Genomic DNA, 26,672 nt, shown 5'->3' with positions numbered 1-26,672 from the left:
CGCCCGGCGCCGGCGCGGCCCGCCGGCGATGTGGCGAGCAACCGGGAGACGGCCGCGGCCAGGTCCGGCGCGCTGCCGAGGTACCCGGCCGGCGGCCGGCGCGGTGGCGCGCCCCGGCCGGAGCGCAGGTGTAGCGACCAGCAGCCGGCCGCCGCGCCGGCGGCCACGTCGGTGACGTGGTCGCCGACCATTACCGCGTCGGCGGGCGCCACCCCGTAGTGGCGCAGCGCGGCAAGCACCATGCCGGGGCGCGGCTTCCGGCAGGCGCAGCGCCATGCCGGCGGGTGCGGGCAGTGCAGCAGCAGGGGCGCCGGAACGCTCAACCCCGCCAGGTCGCCGACGAGGCGTGCGTGGATCCGGCTCAGCGTCGTCTCGTCGATCAGGCCGCGTCCAACCGCGGCCTGGTTGGTCACCACGGCGATGGCGACGCCCGCCGCCGCGAGCCGCGCGCAGGCCGTGCGCGAGCCGGGGATCCAGACCCACTGATCCGGCCGGGTGACGTGGTCGTGCCGGTTCACGTTGAGCACGCCATCGCGGTCGAGGACAGCCAGCCGCGGCGGCCGGGGCATCGAACGGGCTGGGTGCGGCATACCCGCTCCGTCAGCTGAGCGTGCCGGCCAGCGCCCGCTCCCTGGCGACCTGCCGCAGGTACGTGGCGATGACGTGCGCGATGATGTGGTGGATGTCTTCCTGCTGCTCGATCGTCGGTGCCGGCGCCAACACGTAGCTGTGGGCGAGGCCGCGTGCCGGCCCGCCCGAGCCGCCCAGGATGCCCACACAGCGCACCGCCGCCGACCGCGCCCACCGAAACGCCTCCAGCACGTTGGGGGAGCGCCCGCTTGAGCTGATCCCGATTACCAGGTCACCGGGCACTGCGAGGGCCGCCAGCTGGCCGGCGAACACGTGCTCGTACCCCTCGTCGTTGGACCAGGCGGTGACAACGGCGGCGTTGTCGGTCAGCGAGATGGCCCGCACCGGCGGCGCACCGGGATGCCTACTGTTCTTCATGAGGTCGACGGCGAGGTGGGCGGCCGTCGCGGCGCTGCCACCGTTGCCGACGAGGAAGATCGTCTGCCCGGCGAGGTAGGTCTCGGCGACGGCTCGCAATACGTCACCGAGCTCGGTCTGAGAAACCATCGTGATGAACTGGGTGACACCGGCCAGGTAGTCGGTGCTCATCCGTACGGGGTCGAGGGGCCCCGGAAGCTGCTCGGACATGCTAATCCCCCGTTCGTGGCGTCCGGCCTCCCGGGATCCAGCACCGTGCCCGCGCAGACAGTCCATAGAGACCGACGGATCGACTGAAGTGTCTGCACACGATACACGTTCATTGTCGATGATGGGTGCTAGCATTTCGGCCCATGGTGGATGGTGTATCTCCGGCACTGCGGATCACAATCGAGCAGAGCTGATGTCCTCGTCCGCCGTCGTGGTCGCCCGCGCCCCGCTGCGGGTCTCGCTCGCGGGCGGCGGCACGGACCTGCCCAGCTACGCCGATCGGTATGGCGGACTGGTGGTCGGCGCGGCCATCGACCGGTACGTCGGCGTGACGGTGTTCCCGCGAGCCTTCGGTGGTGTGGTGCGGGTTTGCGGCGACGACGTGGACGTGGCGGCGGAGGTGGCCGCCGTGCGCAACCGGTACGCCAGAGCGGCGCTGCGCCGGGCCGGCGTACCGGGCAACGTGCAGGTGACGACGTGGTCGGACGCGCCCAGCGGTGCCGGGCTCGGCGGCTCCGGCGCCTTCACCGTGGCGCTTTTGCACGCGTTGCGGCACGCCGAGAGGCCAGGGGAGTACGCGCTCGCCGAGGAGGCCAGCCAGATCGAGATGGCCGACCTGAGCCGGCCGGTCGGCAAGCAGGATCACTACCTAGCCGCGTACGGCGGGCTGCGGGTGCTGCGCGTCGACCGGGCGCGCCGGGTGCGCGTGGAGACCTTGGAGGCGCCGCCACGGGTCGGCGAGTACGTGCGCGAACGGCTGTTGCTTTTTCACACCGGAGTCGTTCGGGACGCTGGTCGTACCCTGGCGGCGCAGGCCGAGTTGACGAAGCGCGGAGAGGAGCAGACGGTGCGTTCTCTGCACCGCATCCGGGGCCTGGCCGATGAGATGCTCCAGATCGTCGCCGCCGGACGCGTCGACGACATCGGGCCGGCGATGCACGAACACTGGCGGCACAAGGCTCGCCTGTCGGGTGCCGTCTCCAATGGACGAATCGACGCGCTCTACCGGGTAGCCATCGATTCTGGATCCGACGGCGGAAAGCTGCTCGGCGCCGGTGGCGGTGGCTTTCTTCTGCTCAGCGCCAAGCGCGGCGCGGTGGCCGACCTCCGCGCCGCGATGCGGGCCGAAGCGCTGGTGGAGCTCCCGTTCGGCATGGCTGAGGCGGGTTCGCGCGCGACCTCCTGGCCGCTGTGATACTTCGACCCTCGCCGCCGGCGGGTCAGCGAGGGCAGACTTCGATGAAGTATTCGGTTAGGCTGTTTCCGTTGACCGAGAATCCGGAGAGACACCATGCCTCAGATGGCGGAGCGCGCAAAGCTCACTGTGGTGATTCCGACCTACAACCGTAGTGACCTGCTCGGCTACACCCTCAAGTCGCTTCTTCGACAGAGCCTCCCGGTGGAGCGGTTCGAGGTCGTGGTCGCGGATGATGGGTCTTCGGATGGGACCCGCGATGTGGTCTCCGAGTTCGCGAAGTCACTGCGGATGCGCTATGTGTTCCTGCCGCGCGACGAGGATGAGATCGCGGCGAAGGGATACTGCGTGTCCAGGGTGCGCAACCGGGGCGCGGCCCTGGCCACCGCGCCGGTGCTGGTGTTCATGGACACCGGGGTGGTCGCCGGCCACGACTTCCTGGCCGCGCACCTCGCCGGTCACCGGGTGGAGTCCTCCGGCCCGGGAGAGGCGGTCCTCGGTTACACCTACGGCACGCACAAGCTGATGCCCTTGCGCTCGCTGGAGGAGCTGCTGCGCTGTCAGACACCGGAGCAGGTGGTGGCCGCCATCGGTGCCGGCCCTCGCGGGCTGGACCTGCGGCACCCGCAGCTTCGCCGGTCGGGGTTCGACATCACCGGCTACTCGGGGTCCTGGACGCTCTTCTGGACCCTCAACGCGTCGGTGTCCACGTCGGACTTCCTCGCGGTTGGCGGTTTCGACGAGGCGTTCCGCGGCTGGGGTTTCGAGGACACCGAACTGGGCTACCGGCTGGCACGGCACGGCGTACGCATGTCGCTGTCGCGGGAAGCCTGGGCGATCGAGTGGCCGCTGCGGCCGGACGTCGCCGGCAACGACCGCAGCAGCATCCGTAACTTCCAGCACTTCCTCACCAAGCACCGCGACCCAGAGATCGAAATCACGGTGAACGTGCGCTCGCGGTACCCGCTGGAGCAGTTCGAACTGCGCCGGGCGGAGCTGGAGGAGTGGGCGGCGCGCGCGGCGCCGATCGATGTCCTGCCCGAGTTGGAGGCCGTCGAGCGCGACCTGCGCACGCTGCCGGCGCGGATCGCGGTCGTCGGCTGCGGCGGCGTGGTCCCGCGGCACTGGCCCGCGTCGACGCTGATCGACTTCGACGCCGAGCTGCTGGCGCGCGCCGCGGCCGGCACGGGACACACCGCCCTGCGCGGCCTCGGGCTGCACACCGGGCTGCCCGACGGCGCGGCCGACCTGGTCGTGGTGACGTCACGGCTGGCCGGCTTGTGGGACCGGTGGGGTAACGAGCTGATGGCCGAGGCGCACCGGGTCGGCGCGCAGGTACGGGCGCCGGCCCTGGTCGCGGCGTCGCGATGAGTGCCGGCGCATGGCACGAGGGAGGGGGCGTCGGTGGCCCTGGTCGAGGCTGAAGGGCTCCGGAAGGTCTTCCGGCTGCCGGTGAAGGAGCCGGGGCTGGGTGGCGCGGTCAAGCACCTGTTCGTCCGGCGGCACCGCGACGTGGTCGCGGTCGACGGCGTGAACCTGGTCATCGAGGCCGGCGAGGCGGTGGCCTACGTCGGCCCGAACGGCGCTGGCAAGTCCACCACCGTCAAGCTGCTCACCGGAATCCTGGTGCCGACCGCTGGGCGGGTACTGGTGGACGGGGTGGAGCCGCACCGCGACCGGCGAGCCAACGCCCGCCAGATCGGCGTGCTGTTCGGCCAGCGCAGCCAGCTGTGGTGGGACCTGCCGGTGCGCGAGTCGCTGGCCCTGCTGCGCGACATGTACGGCCTCGGCGCGCGCGAGTACGCCGAGCGGCTCGAGCGCTTCGACGCCGTCCTCGACCTGGGCGACCTCCTGCCCGTGCTGGCCCGCAAGCTGTCACTGGGCCAGCGGATGCGCGCCGACCTGGCCGCGGCCCTGCTGCACGATCCCCGGGTGGTCTACCTGGACGAGCCGACGATCGGCCTGGACATCGCGGTGAAGGATCGCGTGCGGGCGTTCCTGCGCGAGCTGCGCGCGGGCGGCACGACCATCATGCTGACAACACACGACCTGGGCGACATGGAAGACGTTTGCGAGCGCCTGGTGGTCATCGACCGCGGGCGGATCATCTACGACGGCGCTCTGGCCGCGGTAAAGGACCGGTTCGCCCGAGACCGGCGGATGCACCTGGTGCTGGCCGAGCCCGTGCCGCACGCGGTGGTCGCCGCGCGGCTGCCGCGCGCCGAGGTCGTGGCGGGCGGCACCGCCACGGAGTTCACGGTGGTCTTCGACCGGTTCGGCCACACCGCCGGCGAGGTCATCGCCGCGCTGCTGCCCCTCGCCGAGGTGGTCGAGTTGCGCATCGACGAGCCGGCGATCGAGGACGTGGTGCGCAAGGTCTACGCCGGCGAGCTGAGCCTCGACGGAGACCCGGCGTGAGGGCGTACGCGGGCCTGGCTCGGGCGGCGGCGCGCAGCGTGCTGACGTACCGGTTGAACTTCCTGTTCGGCACCGGGGCGCTCGTCGTTCACCTGGTGGCGATGCTGGCTCTGTGGAGCGCGCTGCTCGACGCCGGTCGCAGCGTCGCCGGCTTCACGCTGCCGGAGATGAAGGCGTACCTGCTGATCGCGTTCGGCACCGGATTTCTCGTCTCGATCTTCGGGGACTTCCGGATGGCCAGCCGCATCCACAGCGGCATGGTCGCCCTTGATCTGGTGAAGCCGGTGGACTATCAGGCGGCGCGCCTGGCCGAGTCCACCGGCGGCGTGGTCGCCGAGGTCGGCGCGGTGGCGGTGGTCTGGGTCGGTGTGGTGACCTTCGCCGGCCCGGTTGCCGCACCCGGGTGGCCGCAGGGCCTGCTGTTCGCGGTCAGCGTGGCGGCCGTCGTGCCGCTCAAGTTCCTGGTCGTCTACCTCAGCACGCTGCTCTGTTTCTGGACCCAGAACTACCTCGGTGTGTTCTGGGCTCGCGACGTGGTCGTGTCGCTGTTCTCCGGCGCGCTGGTGCCGCTCGCGCTGCTGCCCGGCTGGTTCCAGGCCACTGCGGCGGTGCTCCCGTTCGCGGGCATCACCTCCGTGCCGGCCCTGATCTACCTGGGCCATGTCCGGGGCGCCGCTGCGCTCGGTCTCGTCGGCCTACAGCTGGCATGGGCGGTGGTGCTGTGGTACGCCGCCCGGCTGGCGTGGCGCGGCGCGGTCCGCAAGCTCACCGTGCACGGGGGTTGAGATGGCCGGTCCGACGGGTGTCCGGCGCCTGCTCTGGCTGTACCGGCGGAGCCTGGGCGCCAACCTGCGCGCGGTACTGGAGTACGAGACCGACTTCTGGATCATGGTGGCGGCGGCTCTTGCCGCGCAGCTGGTCGGGCTGGTCTTCATCGGCGCGTTGTTCAGCCAGGTCCCGGAGCTGCACGGGTGGCGGTTCGCCGAGGTGGTGCTGATTTACGCGCTGGCCAACCTGGCCGCCGGGATAGGCGCCCTGCTGTTCGACGGCGTCTGGCGCCTGCCGTGGATGGTCAACCAGGGCGAGCTCGACTACCTGCTCGTCCGGCCGTACCCGGTGGTGCTTCAGGTGACCGGCACGGCGGTCGGCATGCAGAGCCTCGGTGAGATCGTGGGCGCCGGCGCGATGCTCGGCTGGGCCCTGTGGCGGGTCGACCTCGACTGGTCCCCGATCACCGTGGCGGTAGGCGTCGTTCTCGTGGCCAGTGCCGTCGCGATCCGCGTGGCGGTCACCGTGGTCAGCAACGCCGCGGTGTTCTGGCTGACCGCGCCGTCCTCGATGCTCGCGGTCTCCGTCAACCAGCTCGGCGACCTGGCGCGGTACCCGCTGACCGTGTACGGGGTGGTGCTGCGGGTGCTGCTGGCCGGCGTGCTTCCGTTCGCCTTCACGAGCTTCTTCCCCGCCGCCTGGCTGGTGGGGCGCGACGGCTACGCGTGGGTTGGCCTGCTCACGCCGGTGGTGGCGCTGTACTGCGTGGGGGTCGCCGCTCTGGTCTTCCGCAGGGGGCTACGCCGGTACGAGAGTGCTGGGCACTGATCGAAGGGGGCAGCGATGTTGCCAGGTTCTGTGGAGTGGCCGGCCGAGTTCGCCGACCGGTACCGGCGGGAGGGCTACTGGCTGGGAACGGGGCTGGGCGAGCTGCTGCGGCCGTGGGCGCGGACCGACCCGTCCCGCACCGCCGTGGTCAGCGGGGCACGCCGGCACAGCTACGCCGAGTTGGACGCCTGGGCCGACCGGCTCGCCGCGGGCCTGTCGGCGCTCGGCCTCGGCCCGGGTGACCGCGTGGTGCTGCAACTGCCGAACTCACCCGAGTTCGTAGCCGTCTGCGTGGCACTGTTCCGGATCGGTGTCGTGCCGGTGCTGGCGCTGCCCGCGCACCGGCGCAACGAGATCACGTATCTGTGCGCGCACACCGAGGCCAAGGCCTATGTCGCGGTGGACACCTACCACCGCTTCGACTACCGGTCGCTGGCGCGCGAGGTGCGGGCGGCGGTGCCGACACTCAAGCACGTGGTGGTGGCCGGCGAGGCCGAGGAGTTCATCGCGCTCGCCGATCTGGCCACGGCCCAGAGGCCCGCGCGAGAGGAGCGAGCGTCAGCAAGCTCGGCCCAGGTGCCCGCGGCGGTGACCGCGCCGGACCCCGGTGAGGTCGCGTTCTTCCTGCTCTCCGGTGGCACCACCGGGCTGCCCAAGCTGATCCCGCGGACCCACGACGACTACGCGTACCAGCTGCGCGAGACCGCGTCGGCGATGGGTTTCGACGAGCGGGGCGTGTACCTGGCGTGCCTGCCGATCGCGCACAACGCCGCGCTGGGCTGCCCGGGCGTACTCGGCGCGCTGTGGGCCGGCGGGCGGGTGGTGCTGGCCGGCAGTCCCAGCCCGGACGAGGTCTTCCCGCTGATCGCGCGGGAGGGCGTCACGCTCACCACCCTGATGCCGTCCTTCCTCAAGCTGTGGAGCGAGATGGCTCCCGTGCTGGAGGCGGACCTCAGCGGTTTGGTGGTGGAGGTCGGCGGCGCCCGGCTCAGCCCGCAGGACGCCGCGCTGGTGGGCCCCGCGCTGGGATGCACGCTGACCCGCTGGTTCGGGATGGCGGAAGGCGTGCTGTCGTTCACCAGGCTGGACGACAGCGAGGATGTGCGCGTGACGACCGAGGGACACCCGCTCTCGCCGGCGGACGAGTTCCGGGTCGTGGACGAGGACGACCGTGACGTGGCGCCCGGGCAGGAGGGCCAACTGCTGGTGCGCGGGCCGTGCACGCTGCGCGGGTACTACCGGGCACCCGAGTACAACGCCCGGACCTTCACCGAGGACGGCTTCCTGCGCACAGGCGACCTGGTCCGGCGTACGCCGGAGGGCCGGCTGGTGGTGACCGGCCGCATGCGCGACGTGGTGAACCGGGCCGGCGAGAAGGTCCCGGCCGAGGAGGTGGAGGGTTTCCTCGCCGCGCACCCGCGGGTGCGGGACGCCGCCGTGGTCGGCCTGCCGGATCCCGTCCTGGGCGAGCGCACCTGCGCCGTCGTGGTGCCGGAGGGGCAGCCGCCGACCCTGGCGGAGGTGCGGGAGTTCCTCATCGGCCAGGGGCTCGCCGAGTACAAGCTGCCGGATCGGGTGGAGACCAGTTCGGTGCTGCCCAGGACCACGCTGGGCAAGCTCGACAAGCGGGCGCTGCGGGCGGCGCTGGCGCAGCCAGGATGACCGGGCCCCTAGCGGGGAAGGGGCGCGTTCGGATGCGCCGCGGCGGCCTCGGCCGCCGCGGCGTAGTCCGCCACGAAGCGTTCGGCGGTCACCGGGTCGACGCGGTCGGTCGCGTAGAACAGCAACGCCCGCAACCCGTCGGCCACCGGTACGACGGTCAGCTCGAACCGGAACCGGCTGCCGATGCCCTCGGGCACGAGCAGCTCGAAGTCCACGCCTCCGGCAGCACCCCGGTGTGGGGTATCGGTCATGACCTGGAAGACGACGTCGTCGGGGCGGGCACCGCCGGCCGCGGTGACCGTGTCCGGCGGGAGCAGCTGGAACGGCAGCTCCTGGTGGGCAAAGGCACCCACCACGGTGCCGTGCGCCTGCGATACGAGCTCGGCGAAGCTCGCGCCTGCCGGCACCGCGCCGCGCAGGAGCACCATGTTGGCCAGGAACCCCACCGTGCCGCGCGCCGGCGGCCGGACGCGGTTGGCGAACAGCGAGGCCACCACGAGGTCGCGCTGGCCGGTCAGGTGCGCCAGCCGGGCGTAGAAGGTGGCGAGCAGGACGGTGAACGGGGTGGTGCCGCGGGCCCGCGCCAGCTCGCGGATCGCGGCGGTGACCGCGGGCGGGATGTCTGCGCGGGCGACTCCCGCGGGCCCCGCTGGCGCTGGCGCCGCCGCTGGCCCGGGCAGCGCGACTGTGCGGGCGCCGTCGAGCCTGCGCAGCCAGTACTGCCGCTGGCGGGCGAGACCGTCGCCGGCGAGCAGCTCCTCCTGCCAGGTCACGAACTCGCGGTACTGCCAGGGCGCCGGCCCGAGCGCGCCGACGGGCGCCCCGCTGTACAGCGCGCGCAGCTCCCGGAACAGCACCCCGCACGACCACGCGTCGGTGACCAGGTGGTGCATGTTGAGGCACAGGAGGTGGTCGCCCGCGGTCAGCCGCCATAGGGTGGCGCGCACCGGCTCCTCGTGCGGGTCCAGCGGCGTGCCGAGCTCCCGGGCCACCTCGTCCGGCAGGCTGGCCTCGGTCGCCGCCACGGTACGCGGGCGCAGCGGGGCCGGGTCGCCGATGATCTGGGTCAGCTGGTGCCCGCGTCCGGCGAAGGTGGTGCGCAGCGCCTCGTGCCGGCCGACCAAGGCGTCGATCGCGGCGGCCAGCCGAGCCACGTCCAGCGGCCCGCGCATCCGGCACAACAGCGGGCAGCTGAGTGTGGTGGTCTGCGAGCGGTGCCGCTGGACCATCCACAGTAGACGCTGGCCGACAGATGCCGGCGCGGCGAGCCCGGTCACCACGGGGCGTCCAGGACCGCCGTGCCGAGAGCGCCGCGGTGTTCGTCGGTCGTGCCGTCGAAGCAGGAGATCCAGCGCGCTCGGCGGTACCGGTGGGTGGCCGGGTGCTCCCAGAGGAAGCCGGCCGCGCCGAACGTCTGCACCTCCGCCTCGCAGGCGAACAGCGCCGCGTCCCGGGCGGCGATGGTCGCGGCCGCCACCGCCGTGGCGGTCTGGTCCTCGTCACCGGTGTCGTTGAGCCGCCAGGCGGCCACGTACGCCAGCGACGCGGCCAGCTCGATGTCGGAGTAGACGTCCACGAGCCGGTGTGAGACAGCCTGATACGCGCCGATCGGGCGGCCGAACTGCGAACGTGACCGTGCGTGCGCCACGGCGCTGTCCAGGGCGGCGCGTGCCAGGCCGACCGCTTCGCACGCCAGCAGCGTCAACGCCCGGTGCCGGATCCGGCGCATCAGCGCGCCGGTGGCCGCGCCGGTGAGCAGCGGTTCGGCCGGTACGCCGGCCAGGTCCAGCTCCAGCCACGGCCGTCCGGTGTCCACACCGGACAGCGTCCGGGGCTCGCCCTCCAGGGCGGCCAGCGGCAGCCGGTACAGCCCTGGGCCGTCCGCGCCTCGGGCCAGCACGAGCACCACCTCGATACCCGTCGCGTACGGCACGCGGGTCTTGATGCCGTACAGCCGGACCGCCCCGCCCGGTGCCCGCTCCGCGCGGCAGGCGAGGGCGTCCAGCGGACCATCCAGGCGGCTCGGACCCGGCTCGGGCTCCCGCCACGCCAACGTCGTGGGCTGGGCGAGCGGCCGGCCGGCGGCGTGGCAGGCGTCCTGGGCCAGTGCCTGCGTGATGAGCCATTCGCTGGGGGCGTGCGCGCGGCCGGCCTCCTCGGCCAGCAACGCGGTGTCCACCGCGTCGAGGTCCTTGTCCAGCCAGCCCAGGTCGTGCAGTTCGCGCCATGACGGCGGCACGGGCGTGGCGAGCCGGCGCCGGGCCACGTCGCGCAGCGCTGTCTGTTCCTCCGTAAACGAGAAGTCCACTGTGCACCTTCCTTCAGCGCGCCCGGGGCAGGGCGAGTACTCGCTCGGCCAGCACGTCGCGCAGGATCTCCGAGGTGCCTCCCTCCAGGCTGTTGGCCCGGCTGCGCAGCTGGTGGTACTGCCAGAAGCCGGACCAGTACGCGGCGTCGCCGTCCAGAGCCGCGTCCGGCCCCAGGACTTCGAGGGCCAGCGCGGTCAGCCGCTGGTTCGCCTGCGACCACCGCAGCTTGACGATCGACGACTCCGGCCTCGGCGCCTCGCACGCGCCCAGCCGGCTCAGCGCGCGGCGGCTGGTCCAGCGCAGGGCCAGCAGGTCCACGTAGACGGAGGCGATCCGGTCGCGCAGCAGCGGGTCGCCGGCCCGCCCGGCGGCGTGTGCGGTCGCCACGAGGCGCCGCAGCTGGGACTCCAGCCGGGCGGTGAGGGCGAAACCGAAGGTGCCGCGCTCGTGGGCGAGCGTGGTCATCGCCACCGACCAGCCGGCGCCCACGGTGCCGAGCACATCGCCGCGGGGCACCCGGACCTCGTCCAGGACGATCTCGCCGAAGTCCGCGTCGCCGGGCAGCCGGCGTAGCGGGCGCACGGTCACCCCGGGCGCGCGCAGGTCGACCAGCAGGCAGGTCAGGCCGCGGTGGCGGCTATCGGCCGGTCCGGTCCGGGCCAGCAGGAGGCAGCGGTCGGCGAGGTGCGCGTAGGACGACCACACTTTGTGCCCGGTGACCACGAACGCGTCGCCGTCCAGCGTCGCCTGCGTCCGCACGGCGGCCAGGTCGGAACCGGCCTCGGGCTCCGAGAAGCCCTGGCAGAACAAGACCTGTCCAGAGAGGATGCCGGGCAGGTACCGCGCCTTCTGCCCGGCGGTGCCGACCGCGATGATGGTCGGTCCCACCATGCCCAGGCCGATGACGCCACCGTGCTCGCCTGCGCCTACCCGGGCGGCCTCCTCCAGGTAGATGGCCTGGAAGCTGATCGGCAGGCCGCGGCCGCCGTACCGCGCCGGCCAGGTGAGTCCCGCGTACCCGGCGCCGTGCAGCTCGGCCAACCACGCGCGGGTCGCCGGCCCGGTCCAGCCGCCGACCGGCGCGGGCCCGTCGGCGGCCGCCGGCAGCCGTGCCGACAGCCACGCGCGCAGCTCAGCCCGGAACCGTACCTGCTCGGCGGTCTCACGCAGGTCCATGCCGCACCGCCGCCGTCTGCCATCCGTCGACTGTCTCCAGCGCCGTCGGCCGGCCGTCGAGGAGCACCTCGCTGGGCGTCGCCGCTCCCGCGACCGGCGGGAACGCGACGCGGTCGATCGCGAGCGGCCCGTCGCACGCCACCTCGAACCGGCCGCCCTGGCGCCGGACCGTGACCGCGGTGCTGGTGCCCTCGTCGTGGACGACCACGCTGCCGTCGCCGTCGCCCCAGCAGACGAGCGTGAGGTCGGTGAACGGGCCGGAACCGACGGTGTCGGCGGCTCGGGTGGTCGGGATCAACGCCCCCCAGCGCACGTACAGCGGCACCTGCTCGAGCGGTTTGACCGCCCGGATGTGCCGGCCGCCGTCGTGCACCTCGCCGGTCCAGTAGTCGATCCACCGCCCGACGGGCAGGTACACGTGCCGCTGGTTCTCGGGCGTGGTCATCGGCGCCACCAGCAGGTCCGGACCGAGCAGGTACTCCAGGTCCGCCGACCACGTGGCCGGCTCGTCGGGCGCGGCGAGCAGCAGCGGGCGCAGCACGGGCAGGCTCGAGGCGCCCGCCGTGACGGACGCGCTATAGAGGTACGGCATCAGCTGGTAGCGCAGCCGCAGGGCCTCGATCACCGCCTGCTCCACCGCCGGCTCGAAGGACCACGGGTGGCGCGGCGTGTTGCCGTGGAACCGGGTCAACGGCGAAAACGCTCCGAACTGGGCGCTGCGCACGAACAGCTCGGGAGTGGGTTCGCCGGTGAAGCCGCCGACGTCGTGGCTCCAGAACGGCACGCCCGACAGCGCGTACGACAGTCCGCCGCGCAGGGTGCTTGCCATCGAGGGGAAGGACGAGGTGGTGTCGCCGGCCCACTGGGCGCTGTGCCGCTGGCCACCGGTGAACGACGATCGGGCCCAGACCAGCCGGTGGCCGGTGACTTCCTCGGTGACGTCCGCCACCGCGTCGTTGAACAGCAACGAGTAGACGTTGTGCAGCCCGTCGCCGCGCATGCCGTTGGCGGCGACCGCGTCGACCGGCACGCCCTCACCGAAGTCGGTCTTGAAGCAGTCGACGCCCTGCCTCAGCAGGTCACGCAGCAAGCCCTGGTACCAGCGGACGGCTCGCGGGTTGGTGAAGTCGACGATGCCGCACGGCGGCAGGTAGGTGTGCCACACGTCCGCCTCGTACACCGTGCCGTCCGCCCGCGCCAGGAAGTAGCCGTTCGCCGCCGCCTCGGCGAACAGCGGGCTCTCCCGGCCCACGTACGGGTTGAGCCACAGGCAAGTGCGAAAGCCCATCCCGGCCAACTCGGCCAGCATGCTCTCGGGGTCGGGAAACCGCTTGGCGTCCCACCGCAGGTCCGACCAGTGCCGCGTCGGCATCCAGTGTGCGTCGATGTGCAGCACGTCGCAGGGGATGCCGTGATCGCGGATCTTCCTGGCCCGCTTGAGCACCCGGCGCTGGCTGTCGGGAGAGAACCCCGAGGAGATCCAGGTGCCCAGCGCCCACTTCGGTGGGACGTAGGGCCGGCCGGTGAGCCGGTGGTAGCGGTCGATCACCCGCTCCGGAGTCGGGCCGGCGATGAGGTAGTAGTCCAGCACGTCGTCCGGCACGGTGATCTGCACGCAGGCGTGCGTGGAGTGGCACATATCGAACTCGGTGGCCGTGCCGCTGTCGACCAGTACCCCGTAGCCGCGGCTGGACAGGTAGAACGGGACGTTCTTGTACGACCGCTCGGACTCCGCGCTGAAGGCGTCGTAGTTCCACATGATGATCCGCTGGCCACGCTTGTCGAACATGGTGAACTTCTCGCCCAGCCCGAAGAAATGCTCGTCTCCCGGTGCCGCGAACGTCTCGTGGTAGGCGGCGACCTCACCGGCCACAGTGGATCGGCCGAACGGAAGGTTCCGTAGCCGGTCGCTGATGTCCATCTCGTACGTGTTCTGCTCCACCAGGAGTCGGCCGTCCGGGTCGAGGAAGCGTAACCGCCAGGGGTCCAGCTCGATGTGCGCGCTCACGGCGCCGGCGTGTACCCGGATCCGCCCCGGCTCGACCTCCACCCGCCCGCCGTCGTAGCCGGTGGCGTGGATCAGCGTGATGGCCGGCGCCGAACGGGTCCGGGTCTCGGCGTCCGGTCCTAGCCGCACCCGGATGACTCCCTCGGCGGCCGCCCGCACGTCGACCACCAGGCTCTGGCCGTCGGAGGTGTCGGCCTTCAGCGCGACGCCACCGCCATCCTGCGCCACGAGGCCGGCTCGGGTCACCCGGCTCAGCACCCCGTCGCCGCGAGAATCACCATCGCCGAGAGGGCGCACCGGCAGGTCCACCGGATCGGCGCAGTGCAGAATGAAGGGTGTAAGCGGTTGTTGATACGGCATCGAGCGCCTCCCCCGTATGGCGTATTCGGTCGCACGGTTCACGCGCCGCACGGCCAGTCTGGCTTTCCAGCGGCTGGGAGTCAATGTGTGAGGTTGACAGATGCGGACACTCCTGTGACGGTGATGGTGTGTTTTCGCGTGCCGCGTCGCGCGCTCGACACGCTATGGTGATTTTCGCCGCGGACACCGAAGGAGGCCGCAGGTGCCGCTGCTGCTGTACTGGTTCCTTCCCTCGCACGGGGACGGGCGCGCCATCGCCCGGGTCGCCGGCGACGGCGCACAGCACGCCGCTCGCGCCTCCCGCCGGGAGCCTGACATCGGCTACCTGGCGCAGGTCGCCGCAGCGGCGGACCGCCTAGGTTTCGCGGGCGCGCTGGTGCCGGCCGGGTTGTTCTGTGAGGACGCGTGGCTGGTTTCCGCGGCCCTGGCGGCCCAGACCAGCCGCCTCAAATTCATGGTCGCGCTGCGGCCGGGGCTGGTCTCGCCCCCGCTGGTGGCCCAGATGGCCGCCACCGCCCAGCGGATCACCGGTAACCGGATGCTGCTCAACGTCGTGACCGGCAGCGACCCGGACGAGCAGCGGCGGTACGGGGACTGGCTGGACCACGACCGGCGCTACGAGCGCGCCGACGAGTTTCTCAGCGTGCTGCGCGGCGCCTGGAGCGGCGACCCGTTCGACTTCACCGGCGAGCACTACCGGGTCGCCGGCGCCCGGGTGGCCCGACCGGCGCCGCCACCGGCCCTGTTCCTGGGCGGGTCGTCGGCCGCGGCGCAGCGGGTCGCCGCCCGGCACGTCGACGTCTACCTGGCGTGGGGCGAGCCACCGGACCGGATGGCGCCGTTACTGCGCGCGGTGCGCGAGCAGGCGGCCGAGCAGGGGCGGCAGATCAGCTTCGGCACGCGATTCCACGTCATCGCCAGGGACACCGCCGCGGAGGCGTGGGCCGAGGCGGACCGGCTGCTGGCCGGCATGGATCCCGGCATGGTCGCCGCGGCGCAGCGGCGGTTCCAGGCCACGGAGTCGGAGGGGCAGCGGCGGATGGCCGCCCTGCACGGTGGTCGCGCCGACCGCCTGGAGGTGTATCCGAACATCTGGGCCGGCTACGGACTGCTGCGCCCGGGAGCGGGTGCGGCCCTGGTCGGCAGCCATGAGCAGGTGGCCGAGCGCATCGAGGAGCTCAGCGCTCTCGGCGTCGAGCACCTGATCCTCTCCGGTCAGCCGCACCTGGAGGAGGCGTACTGGTTCGGGGAAGGTGTCATGCCGCTGCTTGCCCGTTCGTCGTCGCTCGTGGCGGGGTGACCGCGATGCGCTCGGTGGTGCTGATCGGAAACCCCAAGGTCGGCTCGCGCACGGCCGCGGCGGCGGTGCGCGTGGCGGACGCGCTGCGGCAAGCGCTGCACCGGCACGGCGCGGCGGTGGCGGACGCCGGTGTGGTGGACCTGTCCGTCCTGGCCCGCCACCTGCTCGATCCCAGCGGCGATCGAGCCGCCGTCGACGACGCCCTCGGCTTGGTACGCGCGGCCGGGCTGCTCGTGGTCGCCAGCCCGACCTTCAAGGCCAGCTACGCCGGCCTGCTCAAGGTGTTCCTGGACGTGCTGCCGCCGCGCGGGCTGTCCGGCGCGGTCGCCGTGCCGGTGATGACGGCGGCCTCGGCGGGCCACCGGTACGCCGTGGACACCTACCTGCGTCCGGTGCTCATGGAGCTGGGCGCGGTCGTGCCAACGCCCGGACTGTCCGTGCTGGAGGCGGAGTTCGAAGTGATCGACGAGGTGTTCGCGAAGTGGTCGGTATCGGCCATACCCACGCTCGCGGCGCTGCTCGGTCCGGGCGAGGGCTGACCGTGGCCTCCAGGCTGTACGACAACATCGTCCGCCTCCAGGAACTCGCCGACTACACCGTGCCGCTGACCATCCGGGCGATGTGCGAGCTGGGTGTGGCCGACGCGCTCGCCGCCGGGCCACGAGCCGGCCGGGAGGTCGCGGAGGCCGTCGGCGCGCATCCCGGCGCCCTGGTACGCGCGATGCGCGCCCTCGCCTGCCGCGGAATCTTCACCGAGGTCGACCCGGGCGTGTTCGCACTGACAGAGGTCGGCCAGCTGTTGCGCGCCGACCACCCCCTCTCGATGCGAAACGCCTATCCACTCATTCCGGCCGACCTCACCGCGTGGGCGGCCCTGGAGCACACCCTGCGCACCGGCGAGGCGGCGTTTGCGCGAGTCCACGGCCGTGACTACTACGCGCACCTGGCCGCCGTACCGGAGGACAGCGCGCGCGTGGACCGGTCGGTGGAGGCCCAGAACCGGCTGGTGCTGCGCACGCTGCTCACCGCGTACCAGTGGGCCCGCTGCGGCACCGTGGTCGACGTCGCCGGCGGCACCGGAACCTTCCTGGCCGGGCTGCTGGCGCGCTACCGGAGCCTGCGCGGCGTGCTGTTCGACCGGCCCCATGTGGTGGCCCGGGCGTTCGCGCCGCTGGCGGAGCGGGGCGTCGCGGACCGCTGCGAGGTGGTGGCCGGCGATGCCTTCCAGAGCGTGCCGGCGGGGCATGACACGTACCTGCTCAAGACGATCCTGCACGACTGGGATGACCAGCGGGCGGTGCGAATCCTACGGGTGGTCCGGGCGGCGATGCACCCGCACAGCCGGCTCATCGTGCTGGAGGCGCTGCTGCCGCCGGGCGACGAGTACCACGTGGGCAAGCTGCTGGACCTGCATTCGCTCGTACTGGTCGGCGGCCCGGACCGAGACCTGGACCAGCTGACCGCGCTGCTCGCGGCGGCCGACCTCGATCTGGTAGCGGCGGTACCCACCGCCACCCTGGCCGTGCTTGAGGCCCGCCCGCGCGTGTCAGGCCGGTTGCAGGTGGAGGACGAGCCGGTCGAAGGTGCGAAGGCTCGGGTGGCGCCGCCGGGATCGGCCGCCGATCTCCAGTGCGGTGGTCCGGGCGAGTAGCCGTTGCAACAACACCTGGCCCTCCAGGCGAGCCAACCCGGCGCCCATGCAGTGGTGCGCCCCGCCGCCGAAGGTGAGATGGGGGTTCGGGTGCCGGCCCACGTCCAGCCGGTCCGGGTCCGCGAAGCGCCGGCCGTCCCGGTTGGCCGAGGCCAACAGCAGCAACACCACGCGGTTGCGGCGCAGCAGCGTGCCGCCCACCCGCAGCGGCTCGGCCACGTACCGCGCGACCCACTGCACGGAGGGGTCGAACCGGAGCAGCTCCTCGACCGTGCTCGGCAGCAGACCCGGCTCCGCGCGCAACCGCGCCACCGCCTCGGGGCGGTCCAGCAGGGCGGCCAGTCCGTTGGTAACGAAGCCCATCGTGGTTTCGAAGCCGGCCAGCAGCAGAAAGACCGCGTTGTCGACGATCTCCTCCTCGGACAGCGCCGGGTCGGCCGCGCCGACCATCGCGGACAGCTCGTTGGGCTGCGGGCGGCGGCGGTACTGGCGGATCAGCCCGCCGAGGTAGTCACGCAGCCAGGCGAGCGCGGCGCCGCTCTCGGCGAGCTGCTGCGGCGTGGGCCGGATCATGCCGAGCAGGTGGACCAGGGTGGCCGCCCGGCGGCTCGTCTCGTCGCGGTCGGCGTCGGCGACGCCGAGCATCTCGCACACCACCATGACCGGCAGCGGGAGCGCCACCCCGGACGCCAGGTCGACCTCCCCGCTGTCCAGGGCCGGATCGAGCAGCTCGTCGACGACCCGGGTGACGTGCTCGCGGAGCCGCCCGACCGCGCTCGGGCTGAGCCCCCGTGCCATCAGGCGGCGCAGCCGGGTGTGCTCGGGCGGATCCCGGTTGAGCACGATGCGCTGCAGGAACGCCGCCGCCTCGCCCTCGCCCACCGAGTAGTGGTGGTACCGCGGCGGGAATTCGTTGCGCAGCCGGGGATCGCGGGCCAGTCGGGCCACGTCGTCGTATCGCGACACCGCCCACACGCCCGGGTCCGAGGCGCGAACCACCGGCCCGGCGGCGCGCAGCCGCTCGTATGTCGGATAGGGGTCGGCCACCACCTGCGGATCGGTGGGATCGAACGGCCGCGCCGTCTCACTGTCCACCAAGGTCACTGTGGTGCCCTCCCGCCGGCCGGTGCCGCATTACCCGCCATGGGTAATGTTGTATTTCTCAGCCGTCCCGCGCAAGGCCCATCGGGTAGAACATGCGCCATCATGGCAATCGGCGAGGAGTCAGCATGACCAAAAACACTATCGTGGAGCCCGCGGTGTCCATCGTGATTCCGACGTACAACGCCTGCGACGAGCTGCGACACACGCTCCGGGCGCTCGTCCGGCAGACCCTCCGTCCGGACTCCTACGAGGTGCTCGTCGTGGATGACGGGTCGTCGGATCCGACCCACGAGGTGGTCACCGAGTTCCGCGACCGCCTGCGGCTGGCGTACACCCGGCTGGAACGCGACGAGGCCGGCGTGGCCACGAACGGCTACTGCGTATCGCGGGTCCGCAATGCCGGAGCCCGGCTGGCGCGCGCCCCGCTGCTGCTGTTTCTCGACACGGGTGTGATCGCCGGGCGGGATCTCGTGGCCGAGCACCTCGCCGCCCACGCCCGCGAGCCGGGCGGGGCCGTGCTCGGCTACTGCTATGGCACCTACAAGCTCAAGCCGTTTCCGGGCCTGGCGGAGCTGCTGCGCAGCCGGACGCCGGAGGAGGTGGCCGCGGACATAGGCGACGGCCCACGCGGGTTGGACCTGCGGCACGACGCCTTCGAGGCGTACGGCTGGGATCTGGGGAAACTGGCCGCACCCTGGATCAACTTCTGGGCGATGAACGCCTCCGTGCCGGCGCGGGCCTTCTGGGCGGTTGGTGGATTCGACGAGGACTTCCGCGGTTGGGGCTACGAGTACATGGAGCTGGGATACCGCCTGTTCCGGTACGGTCTGCGGCTGGCCGTCGCCCGCCGCGCGTGGGGGATCGAGTGGCCGACCCCGCGGCCGGTGCTGGTCGCGAACTCGCACGGCAGTGGCCGTAACCTGAACCGGTTCCTGGCCAAGCACCGCCACCCCGACGTGGAGTTGTACGCCATCCTGCGGACCCGCTCACCGGTCACGGACTTCGAGCGCGAGCACGCGGTGCTGTGCGGGTGGCAGGAGCGTGCCAGAAATCTGGACGTCACCGCCGAACTCGCCGGGCTCGCGGCCGACGCGCGCGCGGCCGGGCGGGTCGCGGTGCTCGGCTGTGGGGGCGGGGTGCCCGCTGGCTGGCCGCCCTCTGTGCTGGTCGACTTCGACGCGGAGTTGCTCGCCCGCGCGGCTGCCGGCGGCGCCCACCGCGCCATCCACGCCATCGGGCTGTCCACCGGGCTGCCCGACCAGTGCGTGGACCTCGTGGTGGTCACGTCACGCCTGCGCGGCGTGTGGGACCGCTGGGGCGACCGGGTGGCGGCCGAGGCGCGGCGCGTCGGCCGCCACGTCCGTGTCGCCTTCACCGACCCGGAACCTGAAAGCACCATAAGAGTGTCCATTGCCTAGCGACGATGTGCTTTCTATGAGACGATGCCACGGACGTTAAGGGCGTCCACTCCAACGAGAGAGGCGGACGGGGGCGTGGTTTCTCCACCAGGGTCAGATACTGCAAACGTTGACGTGCTCGTCGTCGGCAATGGCGCACTCGGGCTGTTCCTCGCCGAGGAGCTGGCGGCGCGCGGAGCCGGCAAAGTGACCGTCGTCGGGGCACCCGGCCGGCCCGGCGGCGCCAGCAAGGCGGCCGGCGCGATGCTCGGGTGCTTCGGCGAGGTCACCAAGGACACGCTGCGCACGCCCGCCGGCCGGGCCAAGTTCGGCATCAGCCTCGCGGCGCACAAGCGGTGGCCGGAGGTGCTGGAGCGGCTGCGGCACCTCGCGACCGAGCGAGGCGAGAGCCTCCGCGCGGTCGCCGACACTTTCGTCATCCTCAACGCGTGCGGCGGTGAGCTGGACTCGCTGAACTTCGCCGCGATGCTTTCGGCGATGGACGAGATGGGCGAGCCGTGGTCCGAGGCTGAGCCAGGCGACATCCGGTCCTACCAGCCACGCACCGACGCCCGCGCGCTGCGCGTGGTGCACCTGCCGAACGAGGGCGCCGTCGACGGCAACCAGGTGCTGTCCCTCATGGAGACCAGCGTCGAGCGGGCCGGCGCGCGGCTGGTGCCCGGCGAGGTGCGGTCGCTGGAGGTCGCCGACGGCCGGGTGACCGGCGTGCGCCTCGCCGACGGCACCGTGTTGTCGGCGGGCACCGTCGTCGTCGCCGCCGGCGTGCGCAGCGCCGACCTGGTCCGGCCGGTTCTGGGCCGGGACGAACTGCTGCCGATGTTCGCCGGCGCCGGCGTGGCGTTCGTCGGTCGGCGCGAGCGGGGCGAAGGGTTCACCAGCGTGGTCCGCTCGCCCAACCGTTCGGGCTCGTGCGGCTTGCACCTGGTGCCGTTCGGTGACGGCCGGGAGTACCTCGGCGCCACCAACATCCTCTACGAGGAACCGCAGCTGGAGGCAGACGTCGGCATGGGCCGGTTCCTCAGCGAGTGCGCCATGCAGCAACTCGACGAGCGGATCTGCTTCCACAAGGTGGTCGAGTGGCGCACCGGCAACCGCCCGGTCACGCTCGACGGCTTCCCGGCCGTCGGCTGGACCTCGGTAGCCGGCCTCTACCTGCTAACCGGGACCTACCGCGACGGGTTCCACTGCGCGCCGGTGCTCGCCGAGCACGTCGCGGGCGAGGTGCTCGGCACCGGCGGGACGCTGGACATGCCGTTCGCGCCGGACCGCTCGCCGATCTGGACGTGGAGCCCGGACGGCTCGGCCGACGAGTTCGCGCTGCACATGATGGCCGGGTGGTTCGAGGCGCGCGCGGTGTCGCCGCCCGAGGTCACCGCGGCCACGCTGGGCGACCTGTTCCGCACACAGGCGAGCGCGGTCTGCCAGATGATGCCGGCCGGCGTGGGGCTCGGTCCGGAGATCCTGATGTACCTGACCGGGCCGCACGCGGATCGCGAACGCCTGGTGTCGCTGCTGCGGTACCTGCGTCACGCCGGCGCGGCGGCGTGACAGGCCGGCGGGGGAGGAGGAGTCACCATGGCGGTCACCGAGCCCCCGCTGTCGCTGCTGCCCCCAGCCGGTCTGCTGATCGGCGATGACTGGCACGGGTCCTCGTCCGGCGGCACTGTCACCCACGTGTATCCGGCCTCCGGCCAGCCGACCGCGGACGTCGTGGTCGCCGGTGCCACGGAGGTCGGCCTGGCCGTGACGCGGGCCCGCGAGGCGTTGCCGGCGTGGCGCGCGATGCCGGCCAACCAGCGCCGTGACCTGATGCTGCGGCTGGCCGCCCTGATCGAGGCCGAGGCGGAGCCGCTGAGCCAGCTTCAGACCCTGGAGATCGGGCTGCCCTGCCAGCTCACCCGGCAGATGCCGGCGGTGGCGGCGGACTACTTCCGCTACAACGCGGGCTGGCTGGACAAGATCGGCGGTGAGGTCGTGACGACCTGGCCGGTCCGGGCGCTGGACTACACGCTCGACGAGCCGTACGGCGTGGTCGCCATCATCATCCCGTGGAACGGGCCGCTGGTGTCCCTCGGCCAGATGCTGGGAGCGGCGCTGGCCGCGGGCAACACCGTGGTGCTCAAACCGCCGGAGCTGGCGCCGTTCGTGGCGCTGCGGATCGGCGGGCTGATGCTCGCCGCTGGTTTTCCGCCCGGCGTGGTCAACGTGGTTCCCGGTGGCCCGGCCGCCGGTGAGGCGCTCGTCGGGCATCCCGGCGTCGACAAGGTGCACTTCACGGGCGGCGCAGACACGGCGCGCAGCGTTCTGGCCGCGGCCGCCCGAAACCTCACTCCGGTGGCGCTGGAGCTGGGCGGCAAGTCGCCACACCTCATCTTCCCCGACGCCGAACTGCGGCTGGCGGCGCGGCTGGCGATGGCCGGAGCCGTGGCGCTGTCCGGGCAGGGCTGCGCGAATGGCACCCGGGTCCTGGTGCACGCCTCCGTCTACGACGAGGTCGTCGACATCATCGCCGCTCGGATGGCGAAGGTGGCGGTGGGTGACCCGCTCGACCAGCGCACCATCATGGGGCCGGTGGTCTCGGCCCGCGCCTGCGACCGGATCCTGGCCGTCATCGACCGGGCCCGGACCACCAAGTCCGGCCGGCTCGTCCATGGTGGACACCGGCTCGACGGCGACCTGGCCGGCGGCTACTTCATCGCCCCCACCGCGTTCGCCGACGTCGACCCCAGCAGCGAGCTGGCGCAGGAGGAGATCTTCGGGCCGGTCGTTTCGATCATGCGGTTCGGCAACGAGGCCGAGGCGCTCCGGCTCGCCGAGGACACCCGGTACGGCCTGGGCGCCTACCTGCACACCAACGACCTGCGAAGGGCGCACCGGGTCAGCCGGGCGTTGACGGCCGGCACCGTCTGGGTCAACGGCGAGCCGGGTGGGCTGCCGTCGGCGCCGTTCGGCGGCACCAAGCAGAGCGGGTACGGGCGGATCGGCGGTCTCGCCGGGGTACGGGAGTTCCTGCGGCCGAAGAACATCTGGATGGCGGTCTGACGGGGCCTCACCGCAGCCCGATACCGGGATCGGCGCCGGCCAGCAGGGCGCCGGCGGTGCGGTAGAAGTCTCGGCCGGCGCTGAAGTGCTGACCGGCCGTCTGGACGTCGCGGAGCCGGCGCTGGAGCGGCGAGCGCTGGTAGACCGCGGCCCCACCGCCCAGCTCGAACGCGTGCCGGGCGACGCGCCGGGCGAGCCCGACCACGACTGGCGCTGTGGCGCGCAGCTGCGCCCTGGCCAGGTCGGTGGGGCGCGTGCCGGCGAGCGCCGCCTCCCAGGCGGCGTCCACCTCGGCGTACAGCTGGGCACGCGCGCTGCGCAGCAGCATGTGGGCCTCGCCGAGCCGGTCCTGAAACACCGGCGCGTCGGCCAACTTGTCGAGCGCGAACGCCGGCCGCTTGCCGCCCCGTGCCAGCGTCGCGACGTCGTCCAGGGCGCCGGCGGCCGCACCGACCGCGACCGCCGCGACGAACAGCCCGCCCTGGTCCCGCGCCGGGAGGCGGCGCAGCGGCCCGTCCAGTGCCGGCTCGGCGTCGAACGAGCAGGTGCGCTCCGGTGGGCACGACACCCGCGCGGCGCGCACGTCGTGGCTGGCGGTGCCGCGCAGACCGGCCGAGTGCCACGTGTCCAGGACCGTGACCTCCGCCGCCGGCAACAGCACCAGTCGCAGCTCGGGCAGGTCGCCGTCGCGCAGCCGGGGACGGCCCCGGTCGACGACCAGGCACTGCAGGTAGACCCAGCGGGCGTGCGGGATCCCGGTCACGAACGGCCAGTCGCCGGTCACCCGCCAGCCGCCGTCACACGCCTCGGCACGCCCCTTCGGCGCCACCGCCCCGGCGCCGACCACGTCCGGGCCGCTGGCGTATACCTCGTCCAGTGCCGCGGCGGGGAAATGCCGGAAGACGAGCTGCGCCACGCTGGCCTGGGCAACCGTCCACGCCACCGAGGCGTCCGCGGTGGCCAGCGCCTCCACCACCCGTAGCGTCTCGGGCAGTGGCAGGTTGGCGCCGCCCCGCTCCCGCGGGACCAGCATGCGCAGGGCGCCCGCCGCGGCGAGATCGCTCAGCAGGTCCGCCGGCAGGCACCGCTCGCTCTCGATCTGCTCCGCGCGGCCGGCAATGGTGGCTTTCAACTCCGTGACCCGGGACAGCGTCGTGCTCACAATCGCCGATGGTAGCGGGTTCACCGCGCAGAATGTTCATTCATTCGCCGCCTGGCGACGATGGTGCTTTTGTGGAATGATGCCGTGGACAGTGCTCACTCGTGACCGAGGGAGGCGACGGGATTGCTGGCTTCTCGGAGTGGGCTTGGGCCATGCATCTGAACGTGTTGACACAGTGTTCGCCGGCGCCCTTCCTGGACGGCATGTGGCGCGACCCGTCGGATCGCAGCGGCACCGGCTATCGCTCGCTCGACTACTGGGTCTGGATGGGCCGCCGGCTTGAGGAAGCGTGTATCGACGCGCTCTTCTTCGCCGACATCCATGGCGTCTTCGATGTGTACCAGGGGTCGTGGCGTCCCGCCGTGCGGCACGGGGTGCAGGTCCCGGTGATCGACCCAGTGCCGGTCGTCGCCGCGCTCGCCGCCACCACCCGGCATCTGGGTCTGGCGGTCACCTACTCGACGTCGTACCACGCGCCCTACCAGTGCGCTCGGCTCTTCTCCACACTGGACCACCTGGCCGCCGGCCGGATCGGGTGGAACATCGTCATCTCAGACATCCGCCTCGGCGAGGCGGTGGGGCTGTGCGAGCACCTGCCCCACGACGAGCGCTACGACCGGGCCGACGACTACGTGGCGCTCGTGCGCGCACTCTGGGAGCAGAGCTGGGATGACGACGCGGTGGTGCGCAACGCCGCCCGCGACGTCTTCGCCGACGACGGCAAGGTACGCGAGATCACCCACGACTCCCAGTGGTTCCGGCTGCGCGGCCCGCACTCGTGCGAGGTCTCGCCGCAGCGCACGCCGGTGCTTTACCAGGCCGGCGCGTCCAGCCGGGGTCTCGCCTTCGCGGCGCGTCACGCGGAGGTCGCCTTCGTCACGCTCGGCAGCCCGCGCGCCGGCGCCGCCCAGGTGGCCCAGCTGCGCGCGCTCGCGGCCGAGCACGGCCGCGGTCGCGCCGATCTCAAGGTGCTGCAGGGCTCGCCGGTGATCATCGCGGAGAACGACCGCGAGGCCCGCGCCAAGGCCGACGCGTACGTCGAGCTGACCAGCCGCGAGGGTCAGCTCGCCAAGTGGTGCACCTGGGCCCGGGTGGACATCGACCGGTACCCGCCGGACGCCGACGCGTTCGAGGTGATCGGCGAAGACGGGGTGTCGATCACCAAGTTCCTGGACCAGCTCTCCGGCGACCGCACCTGGACCGTTCGCGACCTCCGCGATCTGATCGCCACGCCGCAGCGGCCGCATCGCTACGCGCGGACCGTGCTGTTCGGCACGCCTTCCCAGGTGGCCGACCGGATGGAGGAGTGGATGTCGCGAACCGACATCGACGGGTTCAACCTCTACCCGTGCCCGCCCACCGCCGGCATCGATGACATCTGCGACCTGCTGGTGCCCGAGCTGCGCCAGCGTGGCCTGTTCCGCTCCGCCTACGACCCGGCTGAGAAGACTCTGCGAGAACGGTACTTTGGGGCCGGACGGTCGAGGCTGCCGATGGCGGCCGAACCGCCCGCCGGCCGCGAAGCGGTCGCGGCCGGCCGTGTCGCGACTACCGAGAAGGAGTGACGGGCATGAGTGAGTCCACTGTGGTGAACAAGCCGTCGGTTGACGAGCAGGCGGTCGTCCCGATGATCGACTACGCGGACGGTCCCGCCGCCCTGGACTGGCTGGCGAAGGCGTTCGGCTTCGTGGAGCGCACCCGGCTGCTCGACGACGACGGCCAGCTGAGCCACGGCGAGATGATCGCCTTTGGCGGCTTGATCATGCTGGGCACCGCAACCCCGAAGTACGAGGGCCCGAAACGGCACCGGGAGCACTGCGAGCGGGCTCGTGCGTGGTCCGCTGTCCCGTACATCGTGGACGGTGTGTTGGTGCACGTCGACGACGTCGAGTCCCACTTCGAGCGGGCCAAGCAGGCCGGCGCGACGATCCTTTCCGAGCCAGAGGACGCCCCGTACGGCCGGCTGTACCGGGCCGAGGACCTCGAGGGTCACCGGTGGATGTTCCTCCAGCGGCCAACGTAAACCGGAGGTATGCATGGGGGAATGGAGGGTTCCAGCCACCGTACTGGCGCAGCTGAGCAGCGACTACCGGCCTACCAACCCGCGGATCGAGTCGCTCTACCAGCGCGCGAAGCAGGCGCAGTGGAACGCGGCCACGGACGTCGACTGGACGCTCCAGGTGCCGTTCGGGGCGCCCCTGCCGGACGACTCGCGATACGCGATGGCCTCCTTCGAGGCCTCACCGCTCGCCCGGCGGGGGCGGCCGGCCTGGGATTCGTTCCGCTGGGAGCTCCAGTCCTGGATGGTCAGCCAGTTTCTGCACGGTGAGCAGGCGGCGCTGGTGGTTGCGGCGCGCCTTGTCGAGGTCGTGCCGGACGTCGAGAGCAAGTTCTACGCGGCCAGCCAGGCGATGGACGAGGCGCGCCACGTCGAGGCCTTCTCCCGCTACCTGCGCGAGAAGGTGCCGCAGATGTATCCGGTCACCGCATCGCTGGGCGCGTTGCTGGACGACGTGCTCGCCGACTCCCGCTGGGACGTGACCGCGCTCGGTATGCAGATCATCGTGGAGGCTCTGGCGATGGCCGCGTTCCGGCTCGCCGACACCACCTTCCACGACGACCTCATCAAACACATCGCCCGCCTGGTGGCCCGTGACGAGGCCAGGCACGTGTCGTTCGGGGTGCTATCCCTGGAGCGGGTCTACCGCGAGATGACAACCACGGAACGCGCCGACCGGGAAGAGATGGTGCTCGACGCAGCGAGCCTCATGCGGCGGCGGTTCCTGCTCGAAGACATCTGGGAGCGGCTGGATGTCGGCATGGACGACGGTGTCCGGTACGCCGCCAACAATCCGCTGATGGTGAAGTACCGCCAGGCCATCTTCGCCAAGGTCGTCACCGCGCTGGACAACATCGGACTGCTCACCCCGCGGGTCCGTGAAGGCCTGGAGCAGCTCGGCCTGCTCGACTTCGGCGCCCGCCGCGTGTAGCGGGCGGCAAATACGCCATCGCGAAAGCACCATGGTCTGGACCGCGCGCCTCGCGCGCTGGTA

At 72.2% G+C, this 26,672-nt stretch carries 23 protein-coding genes; 15 read left to right on the top strand and 8 right to left on the bottom strand.

Going from position 1 to position 26,672, the window contains the following annotated elements:
• A partial coding sequence (locus tag V6V89_RS02230; RefSeq protein ID WP_334617194.1) for a D-glycero-alpha-D-manno-heptose-1,7-bisphosphate 7-phosphatase occupies positions 1 to 590 on the bottom strand: 590 nt, incomplete at its 3' end.
• Between the two features lie 10 nt (positions 591 to 600).
• Entirely contained in the window at positions 601 to 1,218 is a 618-nt protein-coding gene (locus V6V89_RS02225; RefSeq protein ID WP_334617193.1) for an SIS domain-containing protein, read from the bottom strand.
• A gap of 193 nt (positions 1,219 to 1,411) precedes the next feature.
• Between V6V89_RS02225 and V6V89_RS02220 the strand changes: the two genes are divergently transcribed.
• From V6V89_RS02220 to V6V89_RS02195, 6 genes are all read left to right on the top strand, one after another.
• Entirely contained in the window at positions 1,412 to 2,413 is a 1,002-nt protein-coding gene (locus tag V6V89_RS02220; protein WP_334617192.1) for a GHMP family kinase ATP-binding protein, read from the top strand.
• Between the two features lie 105 nt (positions 2,414 to 2,518).
• A complete protein-coding gene (locus V6V89_RS02215) occupies positions 2,519 to 3,784 on the top strand; it encodes a glycosyltransferase (RefSeq protein ID WP_334617191.1) in 1,266 nt (421 codons plus the stop codon).
• A 33-nt stretch (positions 3,785 to 3,817) separates the two neighbouring features.
• Complete coding sequence (locus tag V6V89_RS02210) at positions 3,818 to 4,831, top strand: ABC transporter ATP-binding protein (RefSeq protein WP_334617190.1); 1,014 nt, start codon at positions 3,818 to 3,820, stop codon at positions 4,829 to 4,831.
• Positions 4,828 to 5,616, top strand: coding sequence for an ABC transporter permease (locus tag V6V89_RS02205; RefSeq protein ID WP_334617188.1), 789 nt, complete (start codon positions 4,828 to 4,830; stop codon positions 5,614 to 5,616). The genes V6V89_RS02210 and V6V89_RS02205 overlap by 4 nt, the downstream gene beginning before the upstream one ends.
• 1 nt (position 5,617) lies before the next feature.
• Positions 5,618 to 6,427, top strand: a complete 810-nt coding sequence (locus V6V89_RS02200; RefSeq protein WP_334617187.1) for an ABC transporter permease — start codon at positions 5,618 to 5,620, stop codon at positions 6,425 to 6,427.
• Between the two features lie 15 nt (positions 6,428 to 6,442).
• A complete protein-coding gene (locus tag V6V89_RS02195; protein ID WP_334617186.1) occupies positions 6,443 to 8,089 on the top strand; it encodes a (2,3-dihydroxybenzoyl)adenylate synthase in 1,647 nt (548 codons plus the stop codon).
• Between the two features lie 8 nt (positions 8,090 to 8,097).
• On the opposite strand, the gene V6V89_RS02190 is transcribed toward V6V89_RS02195, so the two are convergent.
• The 4 genes from V6V89_RS02190 to V6V89_RS02175 are packed head-to-tail and all read right to left on the bottom strand — an operon-like array spanning position 8,098 to position 13,942.
• Entirely contained in the window at positions 8,098 to 9,369 is a 1,272-nt protein-coding gene (locus V6V89_RS02190) for a condensation domain-containing protein (protein ID WP_334617185.1), read from the bottom strand.
• The gene (locus V6V89_RS02185) at positions 9,363 to 10,397 is read right to left on the bottom strand and encodes an acyl-CoA dehydrogenase family protein (protein ID WP_334617184.1); all 1,035 of its coding nucleotides are present in this window, start codon (positions 10,395 to 10,397) and stop codon (positions 9,363 to 9,365) included. The genes V6V89_RS02190 and V6V89_RS02185 overlap by 7 nt, the downstream gene beginning before the upstream one ends.
• A 13-nt stretch (positions 10,398 to 10,410) precedes the next feature.
• Positions 10,411 to 11,574 carry an acyl-CoA dehydrogenase family protein gene (locus tag V6V89_RS02180; RefSeq protein WP_334617183.1) on the bottom strand — a complete coding sequence of 388 codons (1,164 nt, stop codon included), beginning with the start codon at positions 11,572 to 11,574 and terminating at the stop codon, positions 10,411 to 10,413.
• Positions 11,561 to 13,942, bottom strand: a complete 2,382-nt coding sequence (locus V6V89_RS02175) for a TIM-barrel domain-containing protein (RefSeq protein ID WP_334617182.1) — start codon at positions 13,940 to 13,942, stop codon at positions 11,561 to 11,563. The genes V6V89_RS02180 and V6V89_RS02175 overlap by 14 nt, the downstream gene beginning before the upstream one ends.
• Before the next feature lie 202 nt (positions 13,943 to 14,144).
• On the opposite strand from V6V89_RS02175, the gene V6V89_RS02170 reads away from it, so the two are divergent.
• Genes V6V89_RS02170 through V6V89_RS02160 form a run of 3 tightly spaced genes read left to right on the top strand, consistent with a single transcriptional unit; the run spans position 14,145 to position 16,893 of the window.
• Positions 14,145 to 15,242, top strand: coding sequence for an LLM class flavin-dependent oxidoreductase (locus tag V6V89_RS02170; protein ID WP_334617181.1), 1,098 nt, complete (start codon positions 14,145 to 14,147; stop codon positions 15,240 to 15,242).
• Positions 15,243 to 15,247: 5 nt separating this feature from the next.
• The gene (locus V6V89_RS02165; protein WP_334617180.1) at positions 15,248 to 15,781 is read left to right on the top strand and encodes an NADPH-dependent FMN reductase; all 534 of its coding nucleotides are present in this window, start codon (positions 15,248 to 15,250) and stop codon (positions 15,779 to 15,781) included.
• 2 nt (positions 15,782 to 15,783) lie between these two features.
• Positions 15,784 to 16,893 carry a methyltransferase gene (locus V6V89_RS02160; protein WP_334617179.1) on the top strand — a complete coding sequence of 370 codons (1,110 nt, stop codon included), beginning with the start codon at positions 15,784 to 15,786 and terminating at the stop codon, positions 16,891 to 16,893.
• Here the strand turns inward: V6V89_RS02160 and V6V89_RS02155 are convergent.
• A complete protein-coding gene (locus V6V89_RS02155) occupies positions 16,789 to 17,988 on the bottom strand; it encodes a cytochrome P450 (RefSeq protein ID WP_334617178.1) in 1,200 nt (399 codons plus the stop codon). The genes V6V89_RS02160 and V6V89_RS02155 overlap by 105 nt on opposite strands.
• Before the next feature lie 134 nt (positions 17,989 to 18,122).
• On the opposite strand from V6V89_RS02155, the gene V6V89_RS02150 reads away from it, so the two are divergent.
• From V6V89_RS02150 to V6V89_RS02140, 3 genes are all read left to right on the top strand, one after another.
• Positions 18,123 to 19,415, top strand: coding sequence for a glycosyltransferase family 2 protein (locus V6V89_RS02150; protein ID WP_334617177.1), 1,293 nt, complete (start codon positions 18,123 to 18,125; stop codon positions 19,413 to 19,415).
• A 114-nt stretch (positions 19,416 to 19,529) separates the two neighbouring features.
• Positions 19,530 to 20,963 (top strand): NAD(P)/FAD-dependent oxidoreductase, encoded by a 1,434-nt coding sequence (locus tag V6V89_RS02145; protein WP_334617176.1) that lies wholly within the window; start codon positions 19,530 to 19,532, stop codon positions 20,961 to 20,963.
• A 27-nt stretch (positions 20,964 to 20,990) separates the two neighbouring features.
• Complete coding sequence (locus V6V89_RS02140; RefSeq protein ID WP_334617175.1) at positions 20,991 to 22,457, top strand: aldehyde dehydrogenase family protein; 1,467 nt, start codon at positions 20,991 to 20,993, stop codon at positions 22,455 to 22,457.
• 7 nt (positions 22,458 to 22,464) lie between these two features.
• On the opposite strand, the gene V6V89_RS02135 is transcribed toward V6V89_RS02140, so the two are convergent.
• Positions 22,465 to 23,619, bottom strand: coding sequence for an acyl-CoA dehydrogenase family protein (locus tag V6V89_RS02135; RefSeq protein ID WP_334617174.1), 1,155 nt, complete (start codon positions 23,617 to 23,619; stop codon positions 22,465 to 22,467).
• A gap of 152 nt (positions 23,620 to 23,771) precedes the next feature.
• On the opposite strand from V6V89_RS02135, the gene V6V89_RS02130 reads away from it, so the two are divergent.
• Genes V6V89_RS02130 through V6V89_RS02120 form a run of 3 tightly spaced genes read left to right on the top strand, consistent with a single transcriptional unit; the run spans position 23,772 to position 26,609 of the window.
• Positions 23,772 to 25,184: an NtaA/DmoA family FMN-dependent monooxygenase gene (locus tag V6V89_RS02130; RefSeq protein WP_334617173.1), complete on the top strand. Its 1,413-nt coding sequence runs from the start codon at positions 23,772 to 23,774 to the stop codon at positions 25,182 to 25,184.
• Between the two features lie 5 nt (positions 25,185 to 25,189).
• The gene (locus V6V89_RS02125; RefSeq protein WP_334617172.1) at positions 25,190 to 25,642 is read left to right on the top strand and encodes a VOC family protein; all 453 of its coding nucleotides are present in this window, start codon (positions 25,190 to 25,192) and stop codon (positions 25,640 to 25,642) included.
• A 13-nt stretch (positions 25,643 to 25,655) separates the two neighbouring features.
• Positions 25,656 to 26,609 carry a ferritin-like domain-containing protein gene (locus V6V89_RS02120; RefSeq protein ID WP_334617171.1) on the top strand — a complete coding sequence of 318 codons (954 nt, stop codon included), beginning with the start codon at positions 25,656 to 25,658 and terminating at the stop codon, positions 26,607 to 26,609.
• Positions 26,610 to 26,672: the final 63 nt, after the last annotated feature.

It is taken from the genome of Micromonospora sp. CPCC 206061 (assembly GCF_036906915.1).
Lineage (GTDB): Bacteria > Actinomycetota > Actinomycetes > Mycobacteriales > Micromonosporaceae > Phytohabitans.
This window is presented reverse-complemented; position numbering and strand designations above follow the sequence as displayed.

What these genes read in the sequence shown, in the direction of transcription:
- V6V89_RS02225 (WP_334617193.1), bottom strand. Translation starts at nt 1,218, where the DNA reads ATGTCCGAGCAGCTTCCGGGGCCCCTCGACCCCGTACGGATGAGCACC.
- V6V89_RS02175 (WP_334617182.1), bottom strand. Translation starts at nt 13,942, where the DNA reads ATGCCGTATCAACAACCGCTTACACCCTTCATTCTGCACTGCGCCGAT.
- V6V89_RS02150 (WP_334617177.1), top strand. Translation starts at nt 18,123, where the DNA reads ATGACCAAAAACACTATCGTGGAGCCCGCGGTGTCCATCGTGATTCCG.
- V6V89_RS02180 (WP_334617183.1), bottom strand. Translation starts at nt 11,574, where the DNA reads ATGGACCTGCGTGAGACCGCCGAGCAGGTACGGTTCCGGGCTGAGCTG.
- V6V89_RS02200 (WP_334617187.1), top strand. Translation starts at nt 5,618, where the DNA reads ATGGCCGGTCCGACGGGTGTCCGGCGCCTGCTCTGGCTGTACCGGCGG.
- V6V89_RS02215 (WP_334617191.1), top strand. Translation starts at nt 2,519, where the DNA reads ATGGCGGAGCGCGCAAAGCTCACTGTGGTGATTCCGACCTACAACCGT.
- V6V89_RS02165 (WP_334617180.1), top strand. Translation starts at nt 15,248, where the DNA reads ATGCGCTCGGTGGTGCTGATCGGAAACCCCAAGGTCGGCTCGCGCACG.
- V6V89_RS02195 (WP_334617186.1), top strand. Translation starts at nt 6,443, where the DNA reads ATGTTGCCAGGTTCTGTGGAGTGGCCGGCCGAGTTCGCCGACCGGTAC.
- V6V89_RS02130 (WP_334617173.1), top strand. Translation starts at nt 23,772, where the DNA reads ATGCATCTGAACGTGTTGACACAGTGTTCGCCGGCGCCCTTCCTGGAC.
- V6V89_RS02220 (WP_334617192.1), top strand. Translation starts at nt 1,412, where the DNA reads ATGTCCTCGTCCGCCGTCGTGGTCGCCCGCGCCCCGCTGCGGGTCTCG.
- V6V89_RS02120 (WP_334617171.1), top strand. Translation starts at nt 25,656, where the DNA reads ATGGGGGAATGGAGGGTTCCAGCCACCGTACTGGCGCAGCTGAGCAGC.
- V6V89_RS02125 (WP_334617172.1), top strand. Translation starts at nt 25,190, where the DNA reads ATGAGTGAGTCCACTGTGGTGAACAAGCCGTCGGTTGACGAGCAGGCG.
- V6V89_RS02140 (WP_334617175.1), top strand. Translation starts at nt 20,991, where the DNA reads ATGGCGGTCACCGAGCCCCCGCTGTCGCTGCTGCCCCCAGCCGGTCTG.